This window comes from Sphingomonas sp. Root241, from assembly GCF_001428865.1.
Classification (GTDB): Bacteria; Pseudomonadota; Alphaproteobacteria; order Sphingomonadales; family Sphingomonadaceae; genus Sphingomonas.
The window spans coordinates 1,260,201-1,283,417 of sequence record NZ_LMIV01000001.1 but is presented as its reverse complement, the minus strand read 5'-3'; the positions used below and the strand labels follow the sequence as shown (position 1 = coordinate 1,283,417).

General features: G+C 65.1%; 19 protein-coding genes. 7 read left to right on the top strand and 12 right to left on the bottom strand.

All coding sequences use genetic code 11. The features are described 5' to 3' along the window. The first annotated feature begins 86 nt into the window (after window positions 1-86). On the top strand, window positions 87-2,711 hold the full coding sequence (locus tag ASE13_RS05925; RefSeq protein WP_056612627.1) for a M1 family metallopeptidase: 2,625 nt from the start codon (window positions 87-89) through the stop codon (window positions 2,709-2,711). A gap of 28 nt (window positions 2,712-2,739) precedes the next feature. On the opposite strand, the gene ASE13_RS05920 is transcribed toward ASE13_RS05925, so the two are convergent. Then, window positions 2,740-4,323: a long-chain fatty acid--CoA ligase gene (locus ASE13_RS05920; RefSeq protein ID WP_056612625.1), complete on the bottom strand. Its 1,584-nt coding sequence runs from the start codon at window positions 4,321-4,323 to the stop codon at window positions 2,740-2,742. A 125-nt stretch (window positions 4,324-4,448) separates the two neighbouring features. Then, window positions 4,449-7,928 (bottom strand): DNA polymerase III subunit alpha, encoded by a 3,480-nt coding sequence (gene dnaE / locus ASE13_RS05915; protein ID WP_056612623.1) that lies wholly within the window; start codon window positions 7,926-7,928, stop codon window positions 4,449-4,451. Between the two features lie 242 nt (window positions 7,929-8,170). Between dnaE and ASE13_RS05910 the strand changes: the two genes are divergently transcribed. Next, the gene (locus ASE13_RS05910; RefSeq protein ID WP_156404751.1) at window positions 8,171-8,593 is read left to right on the top strand and encodes a hypothetical protein; all 423 of its coding nucleotides are present in this window, start codon (window positions 8,171-8,173) and stop codon (window positions 8,591-8,593) included. 4 nt (window positions 8,594-8,597) lie between these two features. On the opposite strand, the gene ASE13_RS05905 is transcribed toward ASE13_RS05910, so the two are convergent. The 6 genes from ASE13_RS05905 to ASE13_RS05880 form a co-directional block, all read right to left on the bottom strand. Beyond that, the gene (locus tag ASE13_RS05905) at window positions 8,598-9,077 is read right to left on the bottom strand and encodes a glutathione peroxidase (protein WP_056612619.1); all 480 of its coding nucleotides are present in this window, start codon (window positions 9,075-9,077) and stop codon (window positions 8,598-8,600) included. Further along, window positions 9,074-9,745, bottom strand: coding sequence for a signal peptidase I (lepB, locus tag ASE13_RS05900; RefSeq protein ID WP_056612617.1), 672 nt, complete (start codon window positions 9,743-9,745; stop codon window positions 9,074-9,076). Before lepB ends, ASE13_RS05905 begins: the two co-directional genes overlap by 4 nt. A gap of 25 nt (window positions 9,746-9,770) precedes the next feature. Then, window positions 9,771-10,364, bottom strand: coding sequence for a GNAT family N-acetyltransferase (locus ASE13_RS05895; RefSeq protein ID WP_056612615.1), 594 nt, complete (start codon window positions 10,362-10,364; stop codon window positions 9,771-9,773). Beyond that, window positions 10,361-11,035 carry an ABC transporter ATP-binding protein gene (locus ASE13_RS05890; RefSeq protein ID WP_056612613.1) on the bottom strand — a complete coding sequence of 225 codons (675 nt, stop codon included), beginning with the start codon at window positions 11,033-11,035 and terminating at the stop codon, window positions 10,361-10,363. Before ASE13_RS05890 ends, ASE13_RS05895 begins: the two co-directional genes overlap by 4 nt. Then, the gene (locus ASE13_RS05885; RefSeq protein ID WP_056612612.1) at window positions 11,028-12,278 is read right to left on the bottom strand and encodes a lipoprotein-releasing ABC transporter permease subunit; all 1,251 of its coding nucleotides are present in this window, start codon (window positions 12,276-12,278) and stop codon (window positions 11,028-11,030) included. The genes ASE13_RS05890 and ASE13_RS05885 overlap by 8 nt, the downstream gene beginning before the upstream one ends. 449 nt (window positions 12,279-12,727) lie before the next feature. Next, window positions 12,728-15,202 (bottom strand): TonB-dependent receptor, encoded by a 2,475-nt coding sequence (locus ASE13_RS05880; RefSeq protein WP_056614788.1) that lies wholly within the window; start codon window positions 15,200-15,202, stop codon window positions 12,728-12,730. Between the two features lie 248 nt (window positions 15,203-15,450). Here ASE13_RS05880 and ASE13_RS05875 point away from each other — a divergent pair, with 248 nt between their 5' ends. Beyond that, window positions 15,451-15,918, top strand: coding sequence for an Hsp20 family protein (locus ASE13_RS05875; protein ID WP_056612610.1), 468 nt, complete (start codon window positions 15,451-15,453; stop codon window positions 15,916-15,918). Window positions 15,919-16,113: 195 nt separating this feature from the next. On the opposite strand, the gene ASE13_RS05870 is transcribed toward ASE13_RS05875, so the two are convergent. The 4 genes from ASE13_RS05870 to secG form a co-directional block, all read right to left on the bottom strand. Further along, complete coding sequence (locus ASE13_RS05870) at window positions 16,114-16,779, bottom strand: peptidylprolyl isomerase (protein ID WP_056612608.1); 666 nt, start codon at window positions 16,777-16,779, stop codon at window positions 16,114-16,116. A 43-nt stretch (window positions 16,780-16,822) separates the two neighbouring features. After that, on the bottom strand, window positions 16,823-17,671 hold the full coding sequence (locus ASE13_RS05865; RefSeq protein ID WP_056612605.1) for an alpha/beta hydrolase: 849 nt from the start codon (window positions 17,669-17,671) through the stop codon (window positions 16,823-16,825). A 37-nt stretch (window positions 17,672-17,708) separates the two neighbouring features. Further along, window positions 17,709-19,340, bottom strand: a complete 1,632-nt coding sequence (locus tag ASE13_RS05860) for a CTP synthase (RefSeq protein WP_056612603.1) — start codon at window positions 19,338-19,340, stop codon at window positions 17,709-17,711. Window positions 19,341-19,434: 94 nt separating this feature from the next. Continuing rightward, window positions 19,435-19,809 carry a preprotein translocase subunit SecG gene (secG, locus tag ASE13_RS05855; RefSeq protein WP_056612601.1) on the bottom strand — a complete coding sequence of 125 codons (375 nt, stop codon included), beginning with the start codon at window positions 19,807-19,809 and terminating at the stop codon, window positions 19,435-19,437. A gap of 218 nt (window positions 19,810-20,027) precedes the next feature. Here secG and ASE13_RS05850 point away from each other — a divergent pair, with 218 nt between their 5' ends. The 4 genes from ASE13_RS05850 (at window position 20,028) to zwf (ending at window position 23,173) form a co-directional block, all read left to right on the top strand. Beyond that, complete coding sequence (locus ASE13_RS05850; RefSeq protein ID WP_029727285.1) at window positions 20,028-20,381, top strand: MarR family transcriptional regulator; 354 nt, start codon at window positions 20,028-20,030, stop codon at window positions 20,379-20,381. Window positions 20,382-20,433: 52 nt separating this feature from the next. Then, the gene (locus tag ASE13_RS05845) at window positions 20,434-20,691 is read left to right on the top strand and encodes an SH3 domain-containing protein (RefSeq protein ID WP_156404750.1); all 258 of its coding nucleotides are present in this window, start codon (window positions 20,434-20,436) and stop codon (window positions 20,689-20,691) included. After that, a complete protein-coding gene (argC, locus tag ASE13_RS05840; RefSeq protein WP_056612599.1) occupies window positions 20,688-21,629 on the top strand; it encodes an N-acetyl-gamma-glutamyl-phosphate reductase in 942 nt (313 codons plus the stop codon). The genes ASE13_RS05845 and argC overlap by 4 nt, the downstream gene beginning before the upstream one ends. Before the next feature lie 83 nt (window positions 21,630-21,712). Further along, window positions 21,713-23,173 carry a glucose-6-phosphate dehydrogenase gene (gene zwf, locus ASE13_RS05835; protein ID WP_056614779.1) on the top strand — a complete coding sequence of 487 codons (1,461 nt, stop codon included), beginning with the start codon at window positions 21,713-21,715 and terminating at the stop codon, window positions 23,171-23,173. Window positions 23,174-23,217 lie beyond the last annotated feature (44 nt).

The following is a 23,217-nucleotide window of genomic DNA, read 5'->3' as shown; positions in this document are numbered from 1 at the left end:
GCGCAGGCAGCCCGCAAGGCCTCCGGTGTGCTATTGCCCTAGAGCAGTTCGCCGCTTAAGCGTCTTTATCCCTTCAAGGAATCCCGATGCGCGTCTTCCTGCTTGCGCTCTGCGCCTTCGTTGTCCCCGCTTCCGCTCTCGCCCAATCCGCCCCGCCGCTCCCGACCGGCAAGCTCCCCGATACGGTGAAGCCGATCGCCTATCGGCTCGACATGACGATCCTGCCCGAGCGGGAGCGCTTCTCCGGCCATACCGAGATCGACGTCGAGCTGAAGCAGCCCGCAGCCTCGATCTTCATGCACGGACGCGACCTCAAGGTGGCGAAGGCCGTCGTGAAGATCGGCAAGCGCGAGACGCCTGTCACCTTCACGCAGAAGAGCCCGACCGGACTGGCGCAAGTCGATTTCGGCCGAACGATTCCTGCGGGCAAGCTGACGCTCAAGTTCGATTACGACGCAGCGTTCGCAGGCGGGCCCTCGGGGCTGTACCGGATCAAGGTAGGCGACGACTGGTATAGCTGGTCGCAGTTCGAATCGATCGACGCGCGCGCGGCCTTCCCGTCGTTCGACCAGCCCGGATACAAGACACCCTTCACCGTCAGCGTGACCACGAAGCCCGGCTTCGTCGCGGTCAGCAACGCGCCCGAGCAGGGCAAGCCGCTCTCCGTGGGCAAGCTGGTCAAGCACCGTTTCGCGCCGACCGAGCCGCTGCCGACCTATCTCGTCGCGCTCGTGACCGGGCCGTTCGTCACCGTTCAGGGCGCCGTGCCCGCTACGCCGCAACGCCCGAAGCCGCTGCCGCTGCGCATCGTCGGCACCAAGCCCTATGCCGGGCAGATGGCCTATGCGCTCGAGGGCTCCAAGAAGATCGTCGCCTTGCTCGAGCATTATTTCGACCAACCCTTTCCCTATCCGAAGCTCGACCAGATCGGCTCGCCGGTGATGCCGGGCGCGATGGAGAATGCGGGCGCCGACATCTATGGCGACGGCATCCTCTTCCTGGACGAGAACGCGCCGACCGAGGACAAGCAGACCTTCGGCATGGTCGTCGCGCACGAGCTGTCGCACCAATGGTTCGGCGATGTCGTCACGCCAGCCTGGTGGGACGATATCTGGCTCAACGAGAGCTTCGCCAACTGGATGGGCTATCGCATCGGCAACGAGTGGCGACCCGACCTAAACATCGGCGTCTCGGCGATCGACGAAGCGTTCGACGCGATGCAGATCGACGCACTCGGCGCCGGGCGCCCGATCCACGAGAAGATCACCAACGACGCCAATATCGACGCGGCGTTCGACCAGATCACTTATGGCAAGGGCGGCCAGGTGGTGGCGATGATCGCCGCCTATCTGGGCGAGGAGAAGTTCCGCGACGGCGTACGGCTGCACATGCAGCGTTACCATCACGGCAACGCCACCACCGACCAGTTCTTCGATTCGCTCGCCAGCGCCGCGCACGATCCGCGCGTGCTGGCGTCGCTCAGGAGCTTCGTCGATCAGCAGGGCGTGCCGGTGGTGACGCTGAAGCGCGACGGCGATGCATTGACCGCCAGCCAGTCACGCTATGCCTATTTCGGCAGCAACCTGCCCGCCACCCAATGGATCCTGCCGGTCTGCGTCCGCCGCGCGGCGGTGCGCAGCTGCACGCTTCTCGACAAGCCGAGCGGCGCGATCGAGGCGAAGGGCGACGGCGTGATCGTCCCCAATGCGGGCGGCTGGGGTTATTATCGCTTCGACATGGACCCGGCGGAGTGGAACGCGCTGATCGCGGCCGCACCGACGCTTCCCGAAGGCGAGGCGTTGGCCGTCACCGACAGCCTCTGGGCGTCGTTCTATGCGGGCAAGGCCAAATATCCGCAGCTGGTGGCGCTGGCGCGCGCGATGGCGGCGCACCCCGCCTCCAACGCCGCGCTCGACAACGGCACGCGGCTGCGCGGGATGCTGCGGCGCGGATTGATCAGCGACGCGGCGCTTCCCGCCTACCGCAAGCTGATTGCCGATATCTATGGCCCCAAGCTCGCCCAGCTCGGCTTCGATCCCGCCGCGGGCGCGCATGCATCCGACACGCCGGACCGCAAGAAGCTGCGCAGCGACATGGTGCAGCTTGTCGCCGGCGCCGGGGGCGACGCCGCCGTGCGAGCCAAGCTGACTGCCGCGGCCGACGCATATCTGGCCGGTGACGCCAAGGCGCTCGATCCGCAATTCGGGCAGCTCGCACTGTCGCTGGACATCGAGGACAAGGGTGTGCCGCTGGCGAAGGCCGTCGCGGAAAAGGGGCTTGCCGGACAGGATCCGATGCTGCGCCAAATCGCGTTCCAGGCGATCGGCAATTCGGGCAATCCCGATGTCGCGCGCTGGTTCCTGAACGAGTTCAAGGATCCGCGCCTGCCGCAGGTCGGCCGGCTCTATGCGACCTCCAGCTTCCTGGGATCGTCGAAGACGCGCGATATCGCCTCGGACTATATGCTGACCAATTTCGACACCTTCTCCAAGGCGGCGGGCGGCGGCGGCATCTTCTCGGCACGTGCCGCGCAGATGTTCAACGTGCTGTGCACCAACGAGGCGGCAACCGCGGTCGACGCCAAATTGCGTCCGCAACTCGCCAACGACAGCACGCTCGATCTCGACCGCGCGCTGGAGGCGATCCGCAACTGCGCGCGGTTCAAGGACGCGAAGGCGAGCGAGGTCAGCGCGGCGGTATTGGGGAGATAGTTTCCCTCTCCCTTGGGGCGAGGGGGTTTCAGGCCGCGGCCAGCTTGAAGTCCTTGTACTGCGCGCGAATCGCAGTCTTGAGTAGCTTGCCGGTGGCGGTGTGCGGCAGGCTCTCGACGAAGTGGATCTCGTCGGGCAGCCACCATTTGGCCACCTGCTTCTCGAGATATGCTTGAATCTGATCGACGGTCACAGCGCTATCGGGCTTGCGGACCACCAGCAGGATCGGGCGCTCGTCCCATTTGGGATGGAACACCCCGATCGCCGCCGCCTCGGCGACACCGGCGCAGCCGACAGCGGCATTCTCCAGCTCGACCGAGCTGATCCATTCGCCGCCCGATTTGATCACGTCCTTGGCGCGATCGGTGATCTGCATCGTCCCGTCCGGGTGGAGGACGGCGACGTCGCCGGTGTCGAACCAATTGTCGGGATCGACCGCGAGCTGCTCCTCGCCGAAATATTGGCGGATGATCCAGGGACCGCGGACCTGGAGGCGGCCGGAGCTCTTGCCGTCGCGCGGCTGCTCCACGCCTTCCTCGTCGACCACGCGCAGCTCGACTCCGAACGGCACCTTGCCCTGTTTCGAGACCTGATCGACCTGTTCTTCGAAGCTGAGCCGATCGAAATCGGGCGACGGCGCACCCATCGTGCCGATCGGCGAGGTCTCGGTCATTCCCCAGGCGTGATTGACGCGGATGCCCATCTTCATGAGGCGCTCGATCATCGCGCGCGGCGCCGCCGAGCCGCCAATCGTGACGATCTTCAGGTGCTCGGGCGCCGCGCCGGTCGCGTCCATATACTGGAACATCGCGAACCAGACCGTCGGCACGCCTGCGCTGTGCGTCACTTTCTCGCGATTCATCAGTTCGCACAGCACTTTGGGCTCATTGATCGCCGAGAAGACAAACTTCGCGCCCACCGCAGCGCCGGCGAAGGGCAGACCCCAGCCGACTGCGTGGAACATCGGCACGATCGGCATCGCCACCGATTGGGTCGAGAGATCGAACTCGGCGGGCTGGAGCTCGGTGATCGCGTGGATCACGGTCGAGCGGTGCGTGTAGAGCACGCCCTTGGGATTACCGGTGGTGCCGCTGGTGTAGCAGAGCATGCACGGCTCACGCTCGCCGCCCTCGACCCAGGCATAATCGCCGGTTTCGGCGTCTAGCAGCGTTTCGAACGCACCATCGTCGAAGCAGACATAATGGCGGATCGTGCTCCATTGCGGCTTGAGCTTGTCAACGATGGGCTGGAAGGCCCGGTCATACAGCAGCACCCGGTCCTCGGCATGGTTGGCGACGAAGGCGAGCTGATCCTCGAATAGGCGCGGGTTGATCGTGTGGATGACACCGCCCATGCCGATCGTTCCGTACCACGCCACGAGGTGGCGGCTGTGATTCATCGCCAGCGTGGCGACGCGTTCACCGGGCTGCACCCCGAGCCGTTCGAGCGCCTGCGCCAGCCGGCGAGCATCGTGCGCGATCCCGGCCCAATTCGTGCGAGTCTCGGTGCCGTCGGCCCAGCGCGTGACGATCTCGCGCGGCCCATGCTCGCGCGCGGCGTGATCGAGCAGACGCATCACGCGCAGCTCGAAATCCTGCATCCCACCCAGCATCGCTCTTCTCCGCTCTTATTTTTGAGGAGAGGGTATGCCTGGAACGTGTGGTGAGTCGAGAGGACCGGTCGCCAGCAATAATCGTTACCGGCACACCTCCGGCACAAGGCCAGGATGATGGGGAGTTAGGCGGCTACCGCGAGCATCGCTGCGGTGCTGGCAAACTCCGCCGAGCGCACGCCGGGCATTTCGGCGATCCGCGCAAGCAGCTCCTCATCGATCCGGAAGTTGCGGCCGATCACCACTTCGGCCTGTCCCTCGGGCCCGAGCGGCGCCCAGAGACGGACGGTGCAGCGTCCGCCGCGAGCATCGCCGATCATCTCCGAGAGGCGGGGCAGCGCAGCCGCGTCGTCGATGACCAGATCGACCAGCAGTCGCGCGACATTGGCGATGCTCTCGAACGGCTGGACGCGCTTGACCGACACGCGCGGCGTATCCTCGCCCGGCCGCTTGTCGAGTTCGACGGTGAGCACAGCGCACCCCCCCGCACGCGCCGCCTCTTCCATGTCCGCGGCCGCAATATCGTCGAAGCAGGTGGTGAGCACCTGCCCGCTCTGATCGGAGATCGTCGCCATCAGATAGCGGTTGCCGCGCGCCGAGGTGCGCCAACGGGCATCTTCGATCAGTGCCGCGATTGTCGCGCCGATGCGAGCGCCCTCGGGGATCTGGACCTCGCCGAGCGAGGCGATCTCGCGGGCTCCCTGGCTGCGGACGAGGTGCGAATAGCGATCGAGCGGGTGCGCCGAGAAATAATAGCCGAACGCGTCCTTCTCGGCGGCGATCTTGTCGGCGAGCGACCAATGCGCGCTCCGCGGCAAGTTGATCGCGCCGCCGCTCGGCTCGGATTCGCCGAACAGGCCGCCCTGCCCGCTCGTCCGGCTGTCATGCGTGCGTTGGGCCACCGCAAGGATCGTCTCCGCCGCCGCATGGACACCCGCACGGTTGGGCTCGATCCCGTCGAATGCGCCCGCGGCGGCGAGCGTCTCGACCTGGCGCTTGTTGAGCAGCCGCGGATCGACGCGCTTGGCGAAATCGTCGAGCGACTGGAAGCGACCCTTGGTATCGCGTTCCTCGACCAGCAGCTCCATCGCGCGCTCGCCGACGCCCTTGAGCGCGCCGAGCGCATAACGGACCGCGAGCCCATCCTTGTGCTTCTCGACGTGGAAATCGGCGAGGCTGGTATTGATGTCGGGCGGCAGGCACTCGATCGACAGCCGGCGCATGTCGTCGGCGAAGATCGCGAGCTTGTCGGTCTGGTGGATGTCATACGCCATCGACGCGGCGAAGAATTCGTGCGGATGGTGCGTCTTGAGCCAGGCCGTCTGATACGCGAGCAGCGCATAGGCGGCGGCGTGCGACTTGTTGAAGCCGTAGCCGGCGAACTTGTCGATCAAGTCGAACAGCTCATTGGCCTTGGCGGGCTTGATGCCGTTCACGCGCCCGCAGCCTTCGACGAAGATCGCGCGCTGGGCGTCCATCTCCGCCTTGATCTTCTTGCCCATCGCGCGGCGGAGCATGTCGGCGCCGCCCAGCGTATAGCCGGCGAGCACCTGCGCGGCCTGCATCACCTGCTCCTGGTAGACGAAGATCCCATAGGTCTCGTTCAGGATGGGCTCGAGCAAGGCGTGCGGATAGACGATCTCCTCGCGCCCGCCCTTGCGGTGGCCGAAGCTCGGGATGTTGTCCATCGGCCCCGGGCGATAGAGCGAGACGAGCGCGATGATGTCGCCGAAATTGGTCGGCCGCACCGCCGTCAGCGTGCGCCGCATGCCCTCCGATTCCAGCTGGAACACGCCGACGGTGTTGCCGCGCTGGAGCAGGTCATAGACTTCGGGATCGTCCCAGCTGAGCGTGTCGAGATCGACTTCGATGCCGCGATCGGCGAGCAGTTCGACGGCCTTTTTGAGTACCGACAGGGTCTTGAGACCGAGAAAGTCGAATTTCACCAGCCCCGCCGCCTCGACATATTTCATGTCGAACTGCGTGACGGGCATGTCCGAGCGCGGATCGCGATAGAGCGGGACGAGCTCGGCGAGCGGGCGATCGCCGATCACCACGCCCGCGGCGTGGGTCGACGAGTGACGCGGCAAGCCTTCGAGCCGCATCGACAGGTCGATCAGATGGCGGACGTCGCTGTGGTTCTTATACTCGGCGTTGAATTCGCTGACGCCGTTCAGCGTGCGCTCCAGCGTCCAGGGGTCGGTCGGGTGGTTCGGGATCTGCTTGGCGAGGCGATCGACCTGGCCATAGCTCATCTGGAGCACGCGGCCGACGTCCTTGAGCACCGCGCGCGCCTTCATCGTTCCGAAGGTGATGATCTGCGCCACGGTATCGCGGCCGTATTTTTCCTGGACGTAGCGGATCACCTCGCCGCGGCGGGTTTCGCAGAAATCGATGTCGAAGTCGGGCATCGACACGCGTTCGGGATTGAGAAAGCGCTCGAACAGCAGACCGAGCTTGAGCGGATCGAGATCGGTGATCGTCAGCACCCAGGCAACCACCGAGCCCGCACCCGAGCCGCGGCCAGGGCCGACCGGGATGTCGTGCGCCTTGGCCCATTTGATGAAGTCCGCGACGATCAGGAAATAACCGGGGAAACCCATCTGGATGATGACGTCGAGCTCGAACTCGAGGCGGTCGGCATATCGCTGGCGCTCCTCGGGTGCGGTGATTCCGGCCTTGGCCAGCCGCATCTCCAGCCCTTCGCGGGCCTGCTCGCGCAGCATCGCGGCCTCGCCTTCGCGGTCGCCGGCGAGGCTGGGGAGGATCGGCTTGCGCTTGGGAGCGGCATAGGCGCAGCGCTGCGCGACGACGAGCGTGTTGGCGATCGCCTCGGGCAGATCGGCGAACAGCGACTTCATTTCGTTCGCGGGCTTCATCCACGCATCGGGGGAGCTGCGCGGACGATCGTCGCTGGCGATGTACGAGGAATTGGCAATGCACAGCATCGCGTCATGGGCTTCGTGGAAGCTCTCATCGGCGAAGCAGCAAGGGTTGGTCGCGACCAGCGGCAGGTTGCGTGCATAGGCATAATCGAGCAGCCGCGCCTCGGCCTTGCCTTCGACTTCGTTCAGCCGCCGAACGATCTCGATGTACAGGCGGTCCGGGAACAATGCTTCGAGCTCGCGGGCATAGGCCTCGGCGGCATTGCCCTGCTCCTCGGCATAGAGCCGCGCCAACGCGCCCTCGGCGCCGGCGGTGAGACACAGCAATCCCTCGGTACGACCTTTCAATGCTTCGAGCGGGACATGCGCGTCCTCCTCGATCGGGCGATCGAGATGCGCCATCGAGACGAGGTCGCACAGGTTCAGATAGCCCGCCTCGTCCTGCGCATAGAGTGCCAGCCAGTCGATCGCGACCGGCGCGCCTTCGGCCAGCTCGGGGCGTTTGACCGCGAGCAACGTGCCGACGATCGGCTGCACGCCCGATTTCTTGCATGCATCCGAGAAGGGCATGGCCGCGTAGAGGCCGTTGCGATCGCTAACCCCTACCGCGGGAAAGCCCAGTTCGCGCGCACGCTTTGCGATCGCCTTGGGCTCGATCGCGCCTTCAAGCATCGTGTAGGAGGAGAAGACCCTGAGCGGTACGAATCCCGAATGCGCCATCGCGATACCCTAGGCGCGCACCGGCCGCTTTGCCAACGCAGGCGCTCCGCTATCCACAGCTTTCCAAATAGTAACCGGTGACATCCGTACAAATCCCTTGGTGGCAGACGCTTATGGGGACCGACCTGAATGGCGACTCACTCCCGACCTGACCGAAAGGATGGTTAACAGCGATCAACCTTTCGATCGCGGTGTACCCGTCCTGGGCGAGCCGCGGTCCGAAACCAGGAGTGAAGCCCGCGATGACCGTCCTCTGCTCCGTGATGAACCACGTACCCGCGACCAAGCGTCACCAGAATCAGGGGCTGGAATTCAGCATGTGCCATCGCTGCGGCTGTGATCTGATCCGCAGCGAGGAAGCAGGCGAATGGACGCAGGTGCCTCAGGGCTTTCGTGTGGTGTGGCGCGAGTTCGGCCGCACCGGCGACGCGTCCTCGGTCGCGCAGCGCCTGCATCGCCTTGCCCCGCCGCGTCGTCGCGAGCCGCGGGGCGCCCGACCCGCCCCGCGCCGCGACCCACGCGGCCGGCCGCTCGCCGGTGCGACTTCGATGGTCGCGATGCTCACCAGGCTGGGCGGGCTCGTTGCAGGCGATGAGTCCGAAAAGCCAATGATGGAGAAGAACGGCCAATATGTGATCTGCCTGCCCGGGCCGACCACGCACTGATCGACTAGAGCAACTTCTCGATATCGCCGGCGATGTCCTTGGGCGAAGTGGTCGGCGCATAGCGATCAACCACCTTGCCCCTGCGATCGACGAGGAACTTGGTGAAGTTCCACTTGATCGCCTTGGATCCCAGCAGCCCTGGCGCTTCCTTCTTCAGATGCTTGAACAACGGCGCCGCCTCCGCACCGTTGACGTCCACCTTGGCGTAAACCGGGAAGGTCACGTCATAAGTGAGCGAACAGAAGTTCGCGATCTCTGCCGCGTCCCCCGGTTCCTGCCCGCCGAACTGGTTGCACGGGAATCCCAGAACCGAAAATCCACCATCCTTGTACTGGCGCTGCAGCGCCTCGAGATCGGCATATTGCGGCGTGAACCCGCATTTCGAAGCGGTGTTGACGATCAGCAGCACTTCGCCGGCATGATCCGCCAGCGTCGCCTCGCTGCCATCGGCGTTGCGGACCGGGATTTGGGTTATTTCGGTCATTTGGCGTCTCCATCGGTCGCATCGAGCGGACGCGCGATGACGCCCCGCTTCGGCGACCAGGGAATGAAATCCGCTACGCCGAACACATTGCGTTCCGGCACCATGCCGATGCCGTAGCCCTCGCGGGGATAACGGCTATCGGCGCTGTTGTCGCGATTGTCGCCCAAGAGGAACAGATGGCCGACCGGCACGATCACTTCTGCGACATTGTCGCCGGGACCGGGCCCCGAGTCGAGGATCAGATGCGGCTTCGCCTCACCGGGAAATTGCTCGATCAGATGCTGTTCCTGCCGACCGAATTCGGCAGGTTGCAGTTGTTCGACTGGCCGTTGCGCGATCGGCTTGCCGTTGAGGAACACGATGCCATCCTGCATCGCGATCCGGTCGCCGGCGATCGCCGCGATCCGCGTGACGCGCACCTGATCGGCGATCCGGAATAATATAACCGTCCCGCGGGCGAGATCGCCGGGGCGCACCGCGCGCGGCATAATCCGGTCGTTCACTTCCAGTGTCGGCCGCATGCTCTGCGAGGGGGTGTAGTAGGATTTCAGCTGCCTGCCCGGCTCGAGCATGAAGCGGGCGAGCGGCCAGCTCGCCACAATTGCCGCGATCAGTACCAACGCGCCGAGCGAGATGCTGGCGATCACCCATTTCGTGCCGGCACTCACTCGCGACGCCCTGTCCGCAATCGAGTCATGCGCGCACCCCATGCCTGGCCATCAGCAATTCGAGGTTGCGGCGCACGCCCGGCCATTCGTGCGCGAGGATGCTGTAGACCGCGCTATCGCGCAAATGGCCATTCAGGATCAGGTGCCCGCGCAGGATACCATCGAGCCGCGCACCGAGCCGCTCAATCGCGCGGCGCGAGGCGTGGTTGAGGAAATCGGTGCGGATCTGGACGCAATTGACGCTCAGCATCTCGAAGGCGTGGCCGAGCAGCATATATTTCGCCTCGGTGTTGAGCCCGGTGCGCTGAACGCGCGGCGCATAGAGCGTGCCGCCGATCTCGACACGGCGATGCGCCTCGCTCATCCGCATCAGCCGCGTGACGCCCGAAATGCGGCCGTCCGCATCGAGCACCGTGAAGGGCAGGTTTCGCCCCGCAGCCGTGTCGAACATCACCCGATCATACCAGGCGTCGAAGGTCTCGGCGGTCGGCACCGTGGTGTGGAACAGCGAGTGCAAGCCTTCAAAGGCAAGGAGCAGCTCTTCACAGTCCTCGCGGACCATCGGGCGCAATGTCACATGGCGGCCAGCAAGCGTCGGCGTCTCGCGCCAGACGCTCATTCGAGATGGCCCTCATGCAGTCGCACCACGCGGTCCATGCGTTCGGCGAGCCGCTCGTTATGCGTCGCGACCAATGCCGCAGATCCTTCCCCGCGCACCAGATTGAGGAATTCGGCGAAGACCCGGTCGGCGGTTGCCTCGTCGAGATTGCCGGTGGGTTCGTCGGCGAGAACCAGCGCCGGCCGATTGGCCAGCGCGCGGGCGACTGCGACGCGCTGTTGCTCGCCGCCCGAGAGCTGGTTGGGGCGGTGGGTCAACCGCTCCGCGAGGCCGAGCGCCGAGAGCAATTGGCCGGCGCGCGCGTCGGCATCGGCGCGGGTGGCGCCGTGGATCATCTGCGGCAGCACGACATTCTCGATCGCGTTGAAATCGGGCAACAAATGGTGGAATTGGTAGACGAAGCCGAGGCTGTTGCGGCGCACCTCGGTGCGGCCGCCCGCGGGCAATTGCGCGGCTTCCTTGCCGGCGATGCGGATCGAGCCCTCGAACCCGCCTTCGAGCAGACCCACCGCCTGCAGCAAGGTCGACTTGCCCGAGCCGGAGGGGCCGAGGAGAGCGACGATCTCGCCTGGCATCACGTCGAGATCGACGCCGCGCAGCACCTCGATGACCGCTTCGCCCTGACGGAAGCTGCGCTTCAGCCCGCGCGTCTGGAGGATCGGCTCATTCATAGCGCAGCACCTGCACCGGATCGGTGCTCGCCGCCTTCCACGCCGGGTAGAGCGTGGCGAGGAACGTGAAGAGAAGGGCCATCACGCAGATGCCGATGGTCTCGAACGGATCGGTCTTGGCCGGCAATTCGGTGAGGAAGCGCATCGAGGGATCCCAGATCTGCTGCCCGGTCACCAGCCCGATGAATTGCACCACCTGGGCGCGGAAGGTGATGAACAGGAAACCAAGTAGTCCGCCCGCGGCGACACCCAGCGCGCCGATCGTAGTACCCACGGTCACGAAGATGCGCATCAAGCCGCCGCGCGTGGCGCCCATCGTGCGCAGCACCGCAATGTCGCGGGTCTTCGAGCGCACCAGCATGATCAACGAGGAAACGATGTTGAACGATGCGACGACGAGGATGATCGAGAGCACGGTGAACGAGACGATCCGATCGACCTGGAGCGCCTCGAACAGCTCGCGGTTCATCTGGCGCCAGTCGACGATCTGGCCGCTCTTGCCGACCTTGTCGATCAAGGGCGAGACGATCTGCTGGACATTGTCGGGAGCGTCGGTGTCCATCTCGACCATGCTTACCGAGTCGCCGAGCAGCAAAAGGGTCTGCGCATCCTCGATCGGCATCACGACGAAGATCTTGTCGAAATCGTAGACCCCGACCTCGAAGATCGCCTCCACCGTGTAGCTGACCGACCGATACATCGTGCCCATCGGTGTGGCGGCGCCGGCGGGATTGATGATCGTGATTTTGCTGCCGACCGTCGCGCCGAGCGATTCGGCGAGCCGCGATCCGATCGCGATCTGCTCGCCACCGGCGCGGAGGCGATTGAGCGAGCCGATGACTTCCTTGCCCTTGAGCGCCGGGTTGCTGCGAATGTCCTCGACCCGCATGCCACGGATCTGGGCGAATTCGACGCGACCATTGAAGCTCGCGAACAAGGGCTGCTCGATCAGCGGAGTCGCGCTGGTGACTCCGGGAGTAGCCTTGGCCTGCGCGACGATCTCGCGCCAGTTGCGCAGCTGCCCGCCATAGCCCTGCACCACGGCATGGCCGTTCAGCCCGGTGATCTTGTCGAACAACTCAGCCCGGAAGCCGTTCATGACGCTCATCACCACGATCAATGCGGCGACGCCGAGCATCACGGCGACAAGGCTGAATCCGGCGACGACGGCGATGAACGCCTCGCTGCGGCCAGGCAGGAGATAGCGGCGGGCGATCATCCGCTCGTAACGCGACAATAGCATGCGGTCGGGGAGCCCTGACGTGCGTGTTCGCCGCCGCTCTAGGGCATGGCAGTGGCGGCTGGCAATGGAGCCGCGCGATTCACGGTGTGTCCGCTATGTTGCCGATTCAACACAGGGTGACACCAATCTGCGGCTAGTCCTTGTAAACCCGGTGACAAAAGCCGCCCGGCGACGTAGCAAAACGCTCGTCGAAACGCAGGCAGCAAATGGCCGTGGTTCGGGGAGGGCTCCGCCCCGCTCGTAGGCAAGTACGAGCGCGCGGGCAGAGCCTTACAAAGGGGGCTGACGAGCAGTCGTCACGCAGGCGCCCGGATCGGAAACGGTCCGGGCGTTTGCCGTTTCCGGGCTCCCGACGCCCGCTTTCCCAAGGTAAAGAGGGAGGCGGTGCGGGCGCCGCCTCCCTCCCCTAACGTCCCCCGGCCATGGCGAGACGCTAGTGCGTGGTCCGATCAGAAGGCCTTGCTGATCGTCAAACCATAAGTGCGCGGATCGCCCGGATTGCCGGCCACGAGGCCGGTATTGCCCGGCGTCGTCGCGAGCAGCTCGAAATATTCCTCGTCGAACGCGTTGCGGACCCAGCCGAACACGTTGAAATCGTCGGTGCGGAAGCCGAGGCGGAAGTTCGCCAGCGTGTATCCCTCGACATCGGTGTAGATCGAACGCGAGGCGTTGGACGAGAATTTGGAGCGGTAATTGGCGTCGCCGGCCAAGTAGAATTCGCCGTCCAGTCCGAGCAGCTTCGCCGGAACGTTGTACTCCGCGCCATAAGAAAAGGCCCAATTGGAGATGCCGGGCAGCCATTGCCCGGAAATATCGCACACGACGGGGCTGAGCTGGCCGGGCACGCCGGGCGTGCCGCCGGGGCTGCCGACCGGCGCCGCGGTGCCGCCCGAAAGCTCGGGCGGGCACGGCGCGTTCTTGAACTCGACATATTCGTGGTCGGTATAGGCGCCGTTGACATAAGCGTTGAAGCGCTCGGTCGGGCGGATCGAGAAGTCCGCTTCCACGCCGCGGACGCGGACCTCGCCAGCATTGGCCAGATAGCCGCGCAGCGTCGAGGTCGAGCTGTTGTTCACGATCGCCTGATAATCCTTGATGATCGTCCAATAGCCCGAGACGTTGAGCGTCGCCTTGCGTTCCCAGAATTGCGACTTCACGCCCAGCTCGAAGTGGTCGACCTTCTCGGGATCGATCTGGGCGAGGTCAGTTTGCACCACCCCATTGACCACCGGCACGCCGTTGAGGTTGAGGCCACCCGATTTGAAGGTGTGGGCATAGGTCGCGTAGAGCAGTATGTCGCGCGACGGCTTGTACGACGCAGTCAGGTCATAAGTGAGGTTCCAGGCGCGATAGGCTTCGTCCTCGAACGCCTGAGGCTGGATCGCCTCGCGCTGGGCAGCCTGGCGCGCGGTGCCGCCGCTATAGGGCACCAGATTGCCCTGCGCATCGCGGACGATGCTGACATAGCTGCCGACCTTGTCGTCATAGTTTACGCGGATGCCGGGCGAGAGCGTGATCGAATCGGTCACGTCCCAGTTGAACTTACCGAAGATTGCGCCACTGAAATTCTTGAGCAGGATGTCATTGCTCGCAGTCAGCCCGTCGAGCACGGTGGGATCGTTGGAGAGCGGGTTGCTGGGAGCCAGCAGCCAGCGGCTCGCCGCCGAGCCCTGTTCCTGGATGCCGGTGGTGTGGATCTTCTGATAGAAACCGAAGACGCCGACGACATAGTCGAAGCCATTGCCTTCGCCGGCGTAGCGGAATTCCTGGGTGAACTGGTCCTGCCGGGTCGGATTCTGCGAGCGCGTGGTGATCGGCAAGCCGGTGAAATCGCGATCGTTCGCCGGACCCCAGTCCCAGAAACGCCACGCCGTGACCGAAGTGAGCGTACCCGAGCCGAGCGTGAGCTCGCCGCGCAGCGAGACCCCGCCGAGCACGTTGAGTGCGTTGAGATCGGCGTCGACGTCGGTCAGCCGATCGAACGGATTGGTGCTCGGCACGGTATAGCCCAGCGCCGCAGTGAGCGCGGGATATTGCCGGTTCGCCGCGCGCTGGGTCGGCCCGTAGCGCACATAGATCTGCGCGCAGCATTCGGGGTCCTGACGGTTATAGTCGCCCGACAGCGTCAGGCTGAGGCTGTCGCTCGCATGCCAAAGCAAAGCGCCGCGGAGGCCGATATTGTCCTGCTCGTTGACGTAATTGCCGCTCGCGACATTGAAGATCGTGCCCTTTCGGCTGGTGGTCGAGAGGCCGAGCCGCACCGCGACGGTGTCGCCCAGCGGTCCCGAGACCGAGGCCTTGGCCTGTTTGAAGGCGAGATTGCCGAGAGTCACTTCGGTGCGTCCCTCGAAATTGAAGCTCGGCGCCTTGCTGGTGATGCTGATCGCGCCCGCGACGGTGTTCTTGCCGTAGAGCGTGCCCTGCGGCCCGCGCAGCGTCTCGACCTGCTGGACGTCGAGGAAGTCGAGCGTGGCGACCGCGACGCGGCTGAAATAGACCTGGTCGATATAGACGCCGACGCCCTGATCGATGCCGTCATTGGTGAGGCCGAGCGGCGCGCCGAGGCCGCGAATGTTGATCGACGAATTGCGCGGATTCGACGAATAGAATTGCAGCGCGGGCTGCAGCTGCTGGAGGCGCTGGACGTTGAAGCTGCCGGTGCTGTCCAGTTCCTTCACGCCGACAACCGAGATCGGGATCGGCACGTCCTGAACCTGCTCCTCACGGCGGCGCGCGGTGACCACGATATCCGAGGCCGCCGAGCTGCGCTGGACATCTTCGGGAGTGCGGTCTTGTTCGCCGGGAATGCTGGGCACGTTCGTGTCGGGGGCAGTGACGGTCGGCACCTCCTGCGCGACGGCAACGCCGGCAGCAAAGGGCGAGGCCCCGAGAAGCAGCAGCAGTGAGAGCGAAGAACGGCGCATCAACATCCCCTAATTTTGTCGCGTCCAATCTCCACTGGATTGATAGGCATTAGCCAGCAAGCGAATCTTTGGGAAGCCGAAGCTCCGTTTCTCCGCCGCGAGGAGCCTTGGCTTCAGCGCATCTTGAATAAGCCGGCAACAGAACCACATTCGTTTTGCCACGGTGCCATATGGGCCGGGCAAGCAGCGCCGCGGACATCCGGGCACTGCGCAAGTAGACGTTCAACTTGCTCACAGGAGGATTTGAAATGCGTCAGTTCGACTTTACTCCGTTCCGTCGCTCGACTGTCGGCTTCGACAGGCTGTTCGACTTGCTCGAGGCCAGTGCGCGTCAGGCGAGCAGCGAGAACTACCCGCCCTTCAACCTCGAACGCCTCGCCGAGGACCGTTATCGCATCACGCTCGCCGTCGCCGGCTTCAAGCCCGACGAGATCGACGTGACTGCGCAGCAGAATCTGCTGCTGGTCCAGGGCAAGAAGGCGAACGAGAACGAGAACAACCAGGGCGCGTTCCTGCATCTCGGCATCGCCAATCGCAGCTTCGAGCGCCGCTTCGAACTCGCCGACTTCGTTCGCGTCGAGAGCGCGAACCTCGCCGATGGCCTGCTCGTCATCGAGCTGGTCCGCGAGGTTCCCGAGGCGATGAAGCCGAAGAAGATCGCAGTGAACGCCGGCAGCCAGCCGACGGCCGCGATCCCGCATCGCGACGCGGCGTAAGAACCACCACGGCTCGCGGCGCTTTTCTCCCTTTGGGCGCCGCAGCAGGGGCGCTCGGGCATTGCCCGGGCGCCTTTTGTTTTGTTTTGCCTCGCCGTTCGTCTGAGCTTGTCGAAGTACGGACGCAAACACCTCGCTTGAGGCAAGGCGCCCTTCGACAGGCTCAGGGCGAACGGAAGAGCGGTTCGCTTGTCTTCAGTTCGGCTGGATCCACGGAGTCGGGCTGATCTGCCACGGCTTGACCTGCCCGGTAGGCTGGGGTGCGCCATCGAGGCGGACGGCGCGGAGGATCTTGACCGGTCCGGGCTGGATCATCTGGCCGCGCATCGGCCCCCTGCCCCCACCCGTGGGTTTGGCCAGAATCTTCCGGACAACGTCCATCCCTCCCACGACATGACCGAACGCCGCATAGCCGCCGCGGCCGGTACCGCGCGCGTCGAGCGAGGGATTGTCGCCCACCATGATCGAGAAATTGCCGGTGGCTCCGTCGATGTTCACCCCGTGCGCCATCGAAATGGCGCCGTCGGTATGGCGAATGCCGGTGACGTTGGTCGGCTCGAGCGGCGGTGACGGGAGCACGCGCCGGGCGTCGCTGGCGATCCCACCCTGGACGAAGCCGAACTTCGGATTTCCGGTGCGCCGCGACGCCCGGTAGAAACCGGTACCGTCGAGCCGGCCGTCATCGACATATGCCAGAAAGTTCGCAGTCGTCTTCGGCGCCCGCTTCGCATCGAGCGCCAGCACGATCGCGCCTTCGGACGTCTCGATCTTCACGCGGATCATCCCCGGAGCCGGGCGCTGCTGCGCGGCGCTGGCAGGGACCAAGACGAGAAAAGCGAGCAAGGCGACAAGGATACGCATGGCGCGTGTCGCTAATCGAAGCGCGCGTGCGGGTGAAGACCCTTCAGGCCTGGAGGAAGCCAACCTGCCGCAGCCATGCCTCGCAGAGCCGCGGCCATATCGACACCGGCATGTCCGGCGTATCCAGCGCAAAACCGTGCGGCGCGTCCGCAAAGACGTGCAGCTCGGCCGCGCCGCCCGCCGCAATGAGCGCCACGTGCAGCCGCCGGGCATTCTCGACCGGGACCACCGCATCATTCCCCGCATAGACGATGAAGGCGGGCGGCGGATTCGCGATCAGTTGCGCATCGGGCTGAAGGCGATCGTACATCGCCTGCTTCTCGGCCGGCGGCAGCGGCGGCTTGTCCGCGACGGTCGTTCGGCCCCTGGCGTTGGTCGAGATCGGCGCATAGCCGACCACCAGCACGTCCGGCCGCGTCGCCTCCCCGGCATGGCGCGTAGCGGGCGCCGTCCACTCCGCCGGATAGTCGGCAGCCAAGCACGCGGCGAGGTGCCCGCCCGAGGACAGTCCGACGACACCGAGGCCGCTATCGGCATGCCCGCTGGCACGGATCGACCGCATCGCTTCCATCGCATCGTCCAGCGGTGCGGCGATGCCGTGCCCGGCATTCGGAAAACGGTGGATCAGGACGAATGCGTGATAGCCGAGCGCGGCGAGCCACTGCGCGACCTGGACGCCCTCGCGCCCGGCCATGAGCTGGGTATAGCCGCCCCCGCCGAGTATCAGCATCGCGCGGCCATTGGGTCGTGCGGGCGGGTATCCAAGCAACACGGGTCGCATGACGGCAGTGACGACGGCGGCCTCGAGCGCCGCGGCCGGATCGGCGAGCGTGAATGCGCCTTCGAGGGATGCGTCGTCCCAGAGCGGCCAGGCGGTGTCGGCGTTCAGCATTTGACCCCTTTCACCGCCATCCCAGGGTGACGAGGAATCAGACGAGCCGGCTCTGCTTCACCGCCGCTTCGATGAAGCTCGCGAACAGCGGGTGCGGATCGAAGGGCTTGGACTTCAATTCCGGGTGGAACTGGACGCCGACGAACCACGGATGATCCGGCCGCTCGACGATTTCGGGCAGAGTGCCGTCGGGCGACATGCCCGAGAAGACGAGCCCGCCCTTTTCGAGCAGCGGCTTGTAGTGGGTGTTGACTTCATAGCGATGCCGGTGCCGCTCGCTGATCTCTTCGGCACCGTAGATCGAGGCGACGACGCTGTTGCCGCCGAGCTTCGCCGGATAGGCGCCGAGCCGCATCGTGCCGCCCAGATCGCCGCCTTCCTCGCGCTTCTGCATGCCCTCGGCGGTCATCCATTCGGTGATCATGCCGACCACCGGCTCTTCGGTAGGGCCGAATTCGGTGGTGGAGGCATTTTTCAGCCCCTGATCGCGCGCGGCGTCGACGCAGGCCATCTGCATGCCGAGGCAGATGCCGAAGAACGGCACGCCGCGTTCACGGGCGAAGCGCACGCCGGCGATCTTGCCTTCGCTGCCGCGCTCGCCGAACCCCCCGGGGACGAGAATGCCGTGCATCGGCTCAAGCTTCGAGGCGATCTCCTCCTCGTCCTTCTCGAACAGTTCGGCGTCGAGCCAGCGGATGTTGACCTTGACCTGGTTGGCGATCCCGCCATGGACCAGCGCTTCGTGGAGCGACTTATAGGCGTCGGGGACGCCCATATATTTGCCGACCACGCCGATCGTGACCTCACCCTCGGGATTCTGGAGACGGCTGACGATTCGCTCCCACCGCTCGAGGTCCGGCGCCTCGCCCGGATCGATCCCGAATGCGCGCAGCACTTCGACGTCGAGACCCTCGCGGTGATATTGCATCGGCACCGCGTAGATGCTCTTGGCGTCGAGCGCCGGAATCACCGCCGAGGTGGGCACGTTGCAGAACTGGGCGATCTTGGCGCGCTCGCCGGCCGGCAGTTCGCGCTCCGAGCGGCAGACCAGCACGTCGGGCTGGACGCCGAGGGCCGCCAATTCGCGCACGCTGTGCTGAGTCGGCTTGGTCTTCAGCTCGCCGGCGGCCGAGATGTACGGCACGAGCGTGACGTGGATGCTGACCGTCTGGCCGCGGCCGAGATCGTTGCGGAGCTGGCGGATCGCTTCGATGAACGGCAGCGATTCGATGTCGCCGACGGTGCCGCCGATCTCGCAGAGCACGAAATCCAGATCCTCGGTCTCGTCCTGGGCGAATGCCTTGATCGCGTCGGTGACGTGGGGGATCACCTGTACGGTGGCGCCGAGATAGTCGCCGCGGCGCTCGCGCTCGATGATCGTCTTGTAGATTCTCCCCGAGGTGACGTTGTCCGACTGGCGCGAGGCGACGCCGGTGAAGCGTTCGTAATGGCCGAGGTCGAGATCGGTCTCGGCACCGTCGTCGGTCACATAGACCTCACCATGCTGATGCGGCGACATCGTGCCGGGATCGACGTTGAGATAAGGATCGAACTTGCGGATGCGGACCCGATAGCCACGGGCCTGGAGCAAAGCCGCAAGGCTCGCCGCCATCAAACCCTTGCCAAGCGAGGAGACCACGCCGCCGGTGATGAAAATATACCGCGCCATGGGAGTAAACGCCTAACGTCATTGGCCGCGCGCCGACAAGCGCGCGACTCACTTATTTTTTCATTTGTGCTCTCCGTAGGAGGAGAGCGGCGGGTTATTGCGCGAGCGGAACCGAGCCGTTGGCCGGCGCAGTTGCATTCGCCGGCGCGGTGCTGTTGCCGACCGCGAAGGGCACCGGCGCGCTGGTCGGCGCGGTGACCGGTGCGACAGGCGCACGCTGGAGCGACGTGTCGATCGTCGTCGAGTGCCGCGATGCGGCGATGAACGCGAGCACGATGCTCATCACGATGAACAGGGTCGCGAGAATCGCAGTGGCGCGGGTCAGGAAGTCCGCGGCGCCGCGCGCCGACATCAGCCCTGAGGGGCTGCCGCCCGAAGTCAAGCCGCCGCCTTCCGAGCGCTGCATGAGGATCACGGTCACGAGCAGTGCCGCGATGATGGCGTGGACGACGAGCAGAAAGGTGAACATTGAGACCGGACCTGTTGCGAAAGCGGCGACATAGGGGAGCGGCCGCCGGGGATCAACCTGCGTCTATCCGCGGGTGATTACGGGGCGTGACGACGAGCATCCGGGCCAAAGCGATAACATTTCGCCAACGCACTGAAACCACTGTGCCCAAGCTGCGTTTGTGTGAGTGTCCCCAGGCAGAACCGGGGACGTAACCATGAGAAGATGCCGTGAACGCGATGCCGGACCAATCGCTATCGTCGTGGAAGAACACACTGATCGACTATGTGCGATCGGGCGAGCCCGACCTCACCAATCGCCAGATGGCTCTCCTGATGCTTGTGTATCTCGATCCGGGGCCGCATACGGTCCGCGGATTGGCGCGGGCCCTCAACGTATCGAAGCCCGTAGTTACCCGCGCCTTGAATCGCCTGGGGACGCTCGGCTATCTGCGCCGCCAACGTGACGATACCGACAAACGCAACATCTTCGTTGCGCGTACCGCTGAAGGGGCAGATTTTCTTGCAGAGTTCGGGCACTTCCTCGCCGGCGACAACATCGGCCAGCCAGCCGCCCGCAGGGCCAACGCATAAGCGCTTCTCGCTGAAGGGCCGCTCTGCGACCATCGATTCGCGTGTCGACGCAGTGCGTCGCGATCTTGCCGACGTCCGGCTGGCGGATCGGGTGTTCGCTCCGCATTATGCCGCGCCGATGCCGCGCACGCTTTCCGTTCCCGCCGATCTTCGCCTCAGTGCCGCCGCCGATTCCGAAGTGCTGGCCAAACTCGCCGTGGGTGACGTGTTCGAAGTACTCGAGCTGGCCGGGAGCCATGCCTGGGGTGTGGCGCCCGGCGCCGGCCTTGTCGGCTACATTCCCGCTTCCTCGCTGGCGGACCCGCAATGACGATCCGGGTATTCATCGACGGCGCCGTCGGCACGACCGGGCTCGAGATCCGCGAACGGCTGGATGGCCGCGCGGGAATCGAGCAGCTGATCCTGAACGAGGCCGACCGCAAGGATCCTGCGAAGCGCGAGGATGCGCTCAATTCGGCCGATTTCGTCATCCTCTGCCTGCCCGACGATGCGGCGCGCGATGCGGTGGCGATGATTCGCGCCGAAAAGGTGCGCGTGATCGACGCCTCGACGGCGCACCGCGTTGCCCCTGACTGGGTCTATGGCTTCGCCGAGCTCGAGCCCGGCCAGATGAACGCAATCGCGGAGGCGCGCTGGGTGAGCAACCCCGGCTGCTATCCCACCGGCTTCCTAGCGCTGGTCCGCCCGTTGATCCGCGCGGGGCTGGTGCCGCTCGATCATGTCTTCTCGGTCAACGCCGTCTCGGGCTATTCGGGCGGCGGCAAGTCGATGATCGCGGAGTTCGAGGACCAGAATTCCGACAATTTCACTGCCACCGCCTTCCGCGGCTACGGCCTGGGCCTCGAGCACAAGCATGTGCCGGAGATGCAGAAGCACGCGCGGATCGAGCATCCCCCAATCTTCCAGCCCGCGGTGGTGCGCACCTATCGCGGCATGGTCGTCGAAGTGCCCCTGCCCCTTCACACCTTCACGCGGCGCCCGTCGCTGGAAGCGATCGAGAACGCGCTGCGCGATGCCTACAAGGACAGCCCGCTGATCCGCGTGCTGCCCGGCGACGTCTCGACGGTGTCGATCGAGGAAGATGCGGGAACCGATCGGCTCAGCGTGCGGGTGTTCGGCAATGCCGAGCGCGGCCAGGCGCGGCTGGTGGCGACACTCGACAATCTCGGCAAGGGTGCCGCGGGCGCCGCGGTGCAGAACCTCAACATCATGGCAGAGCTCGACCCGACCGCGGGGCTGGTTCTCTAACGCCGCATAGCTATGCTGCACCGCACGGCTTGATCTTTGCCGGGCTTTGGTGTCTCGCGGTCGAAACAGTCGACGAGAGGCCGATGATGCACCAACCCGTGGGCAAATTGCTGCTGTTCGGAGCCACCGGCGATCTCGCCCAGCGGATGCTGCTGCCGTCGCTCTATGCGCTGCATGCCGACGGATTGCTCCCGGCCGGACTGACGATCACCGGCACCGCGCGCTCCGAAAAGGACGACCAATCGTATCGCGAGTTCGCCCGCCACGCGCTCGACGAGTTCCTCCCCGCCGACCGCAAGGATGACAGCGCTGTCGGGAGCTTCCTCGAACGGCTCTCCTATCAGCCGCTCGACGCCTCCGACATCAACGGCTTCGCGGCGCTGGCCGAGAAGGTCGGCAACATCTCCGGCGGACTGGCGATCTTCCTGTCGACCGCGCCGTGGCTGTTCGGGCCGACGATCGAGGGGCTCAAGAGCGCGGGCCTCGCCGGCGACAATGTCCGGATCAGCCTCGAAAAGCCGCTGGGCAAGGATCTGGCCTCCAGCCGTGAGATCAACGACCTCGTCGCGGGCGCCTTCCCCGAAGACCGCACCTTCCGGATCGATCACTATCTCGGCAAGGAGACGGTGCAGAACATCCTCGCGCTCCGCTTCGGCAACTCGCTGTTCGAGCCGGTGTGGAATGCGCAGGGGATCGATCACGTCCAGATCACCGTGTCCGAGACAGTCGGGCTCGAAGGCCGCGCGGGCTTCTATGACGAGACCGGCGCGCTGCGCGACATGGTCCAGAACCACATGCTCCAGCTGGTCGCGCTGATCGCGATGGAGCCCCCTGCCCGTTTCGACGGCACCGCCATCCGCGACGAGAAGGTCAAGGTATTCCGCTCGCTGCGGAAGATCAGCGCGCAGGAAACGCCGCAACTCACCGTCACCGGCCAATATGGCGGCGGCGCGGTGAAAGGCGAGATCGTCCGCGACTATGCCAGCGACCTCGAAAAGCCATCGTCCACCGAGACCTTCGTCGCAATCAAGGCACATGTCGATAACTGGCGCTGGCAGGGCGTGCCTTTCTACCTGCGCACCGGCAAGAGGCTGGGCGAGCGGCGCAGCGAGATCGTGATCCAGTTCAAGCCGGTACCGCACTCGATCTTCGCCGATCGCGGAGGCATGCTGCAGCCTAACACATTGGTGATCCGGCTCCAGCCCGAGGAATATGTCCGGCTGCTGGTGATGGCCAAGCAGCCCGGGCTCGACCGCGAGGGCGTGCGGCTGCGCGAAGTACCGCTCAACCTCAGCCTCGATACCGAATTCGCCAGCACACCTCGCCGCATCGCTTATGAGCGGCTGTTGCTCGACCTGATCGAAGGCGACCCGACCCTGTTCGTCCGCCGTGACGAGGTCGAGGCGCAATGGGAATGGATCGACGGCATTCGCGCCGGCTGGGAAGCCAACGACATCAAGCCGCGGCCCTATGCCTCGGGCAGTTGGGGCCCGTCGGCCGCGATCGCGCTCACCGAGCGCGACGGGGTGACGTGGAACGAATAGCCTTGCCGCCCCATATTACGACGAACCCACCGAATACGCAGGAG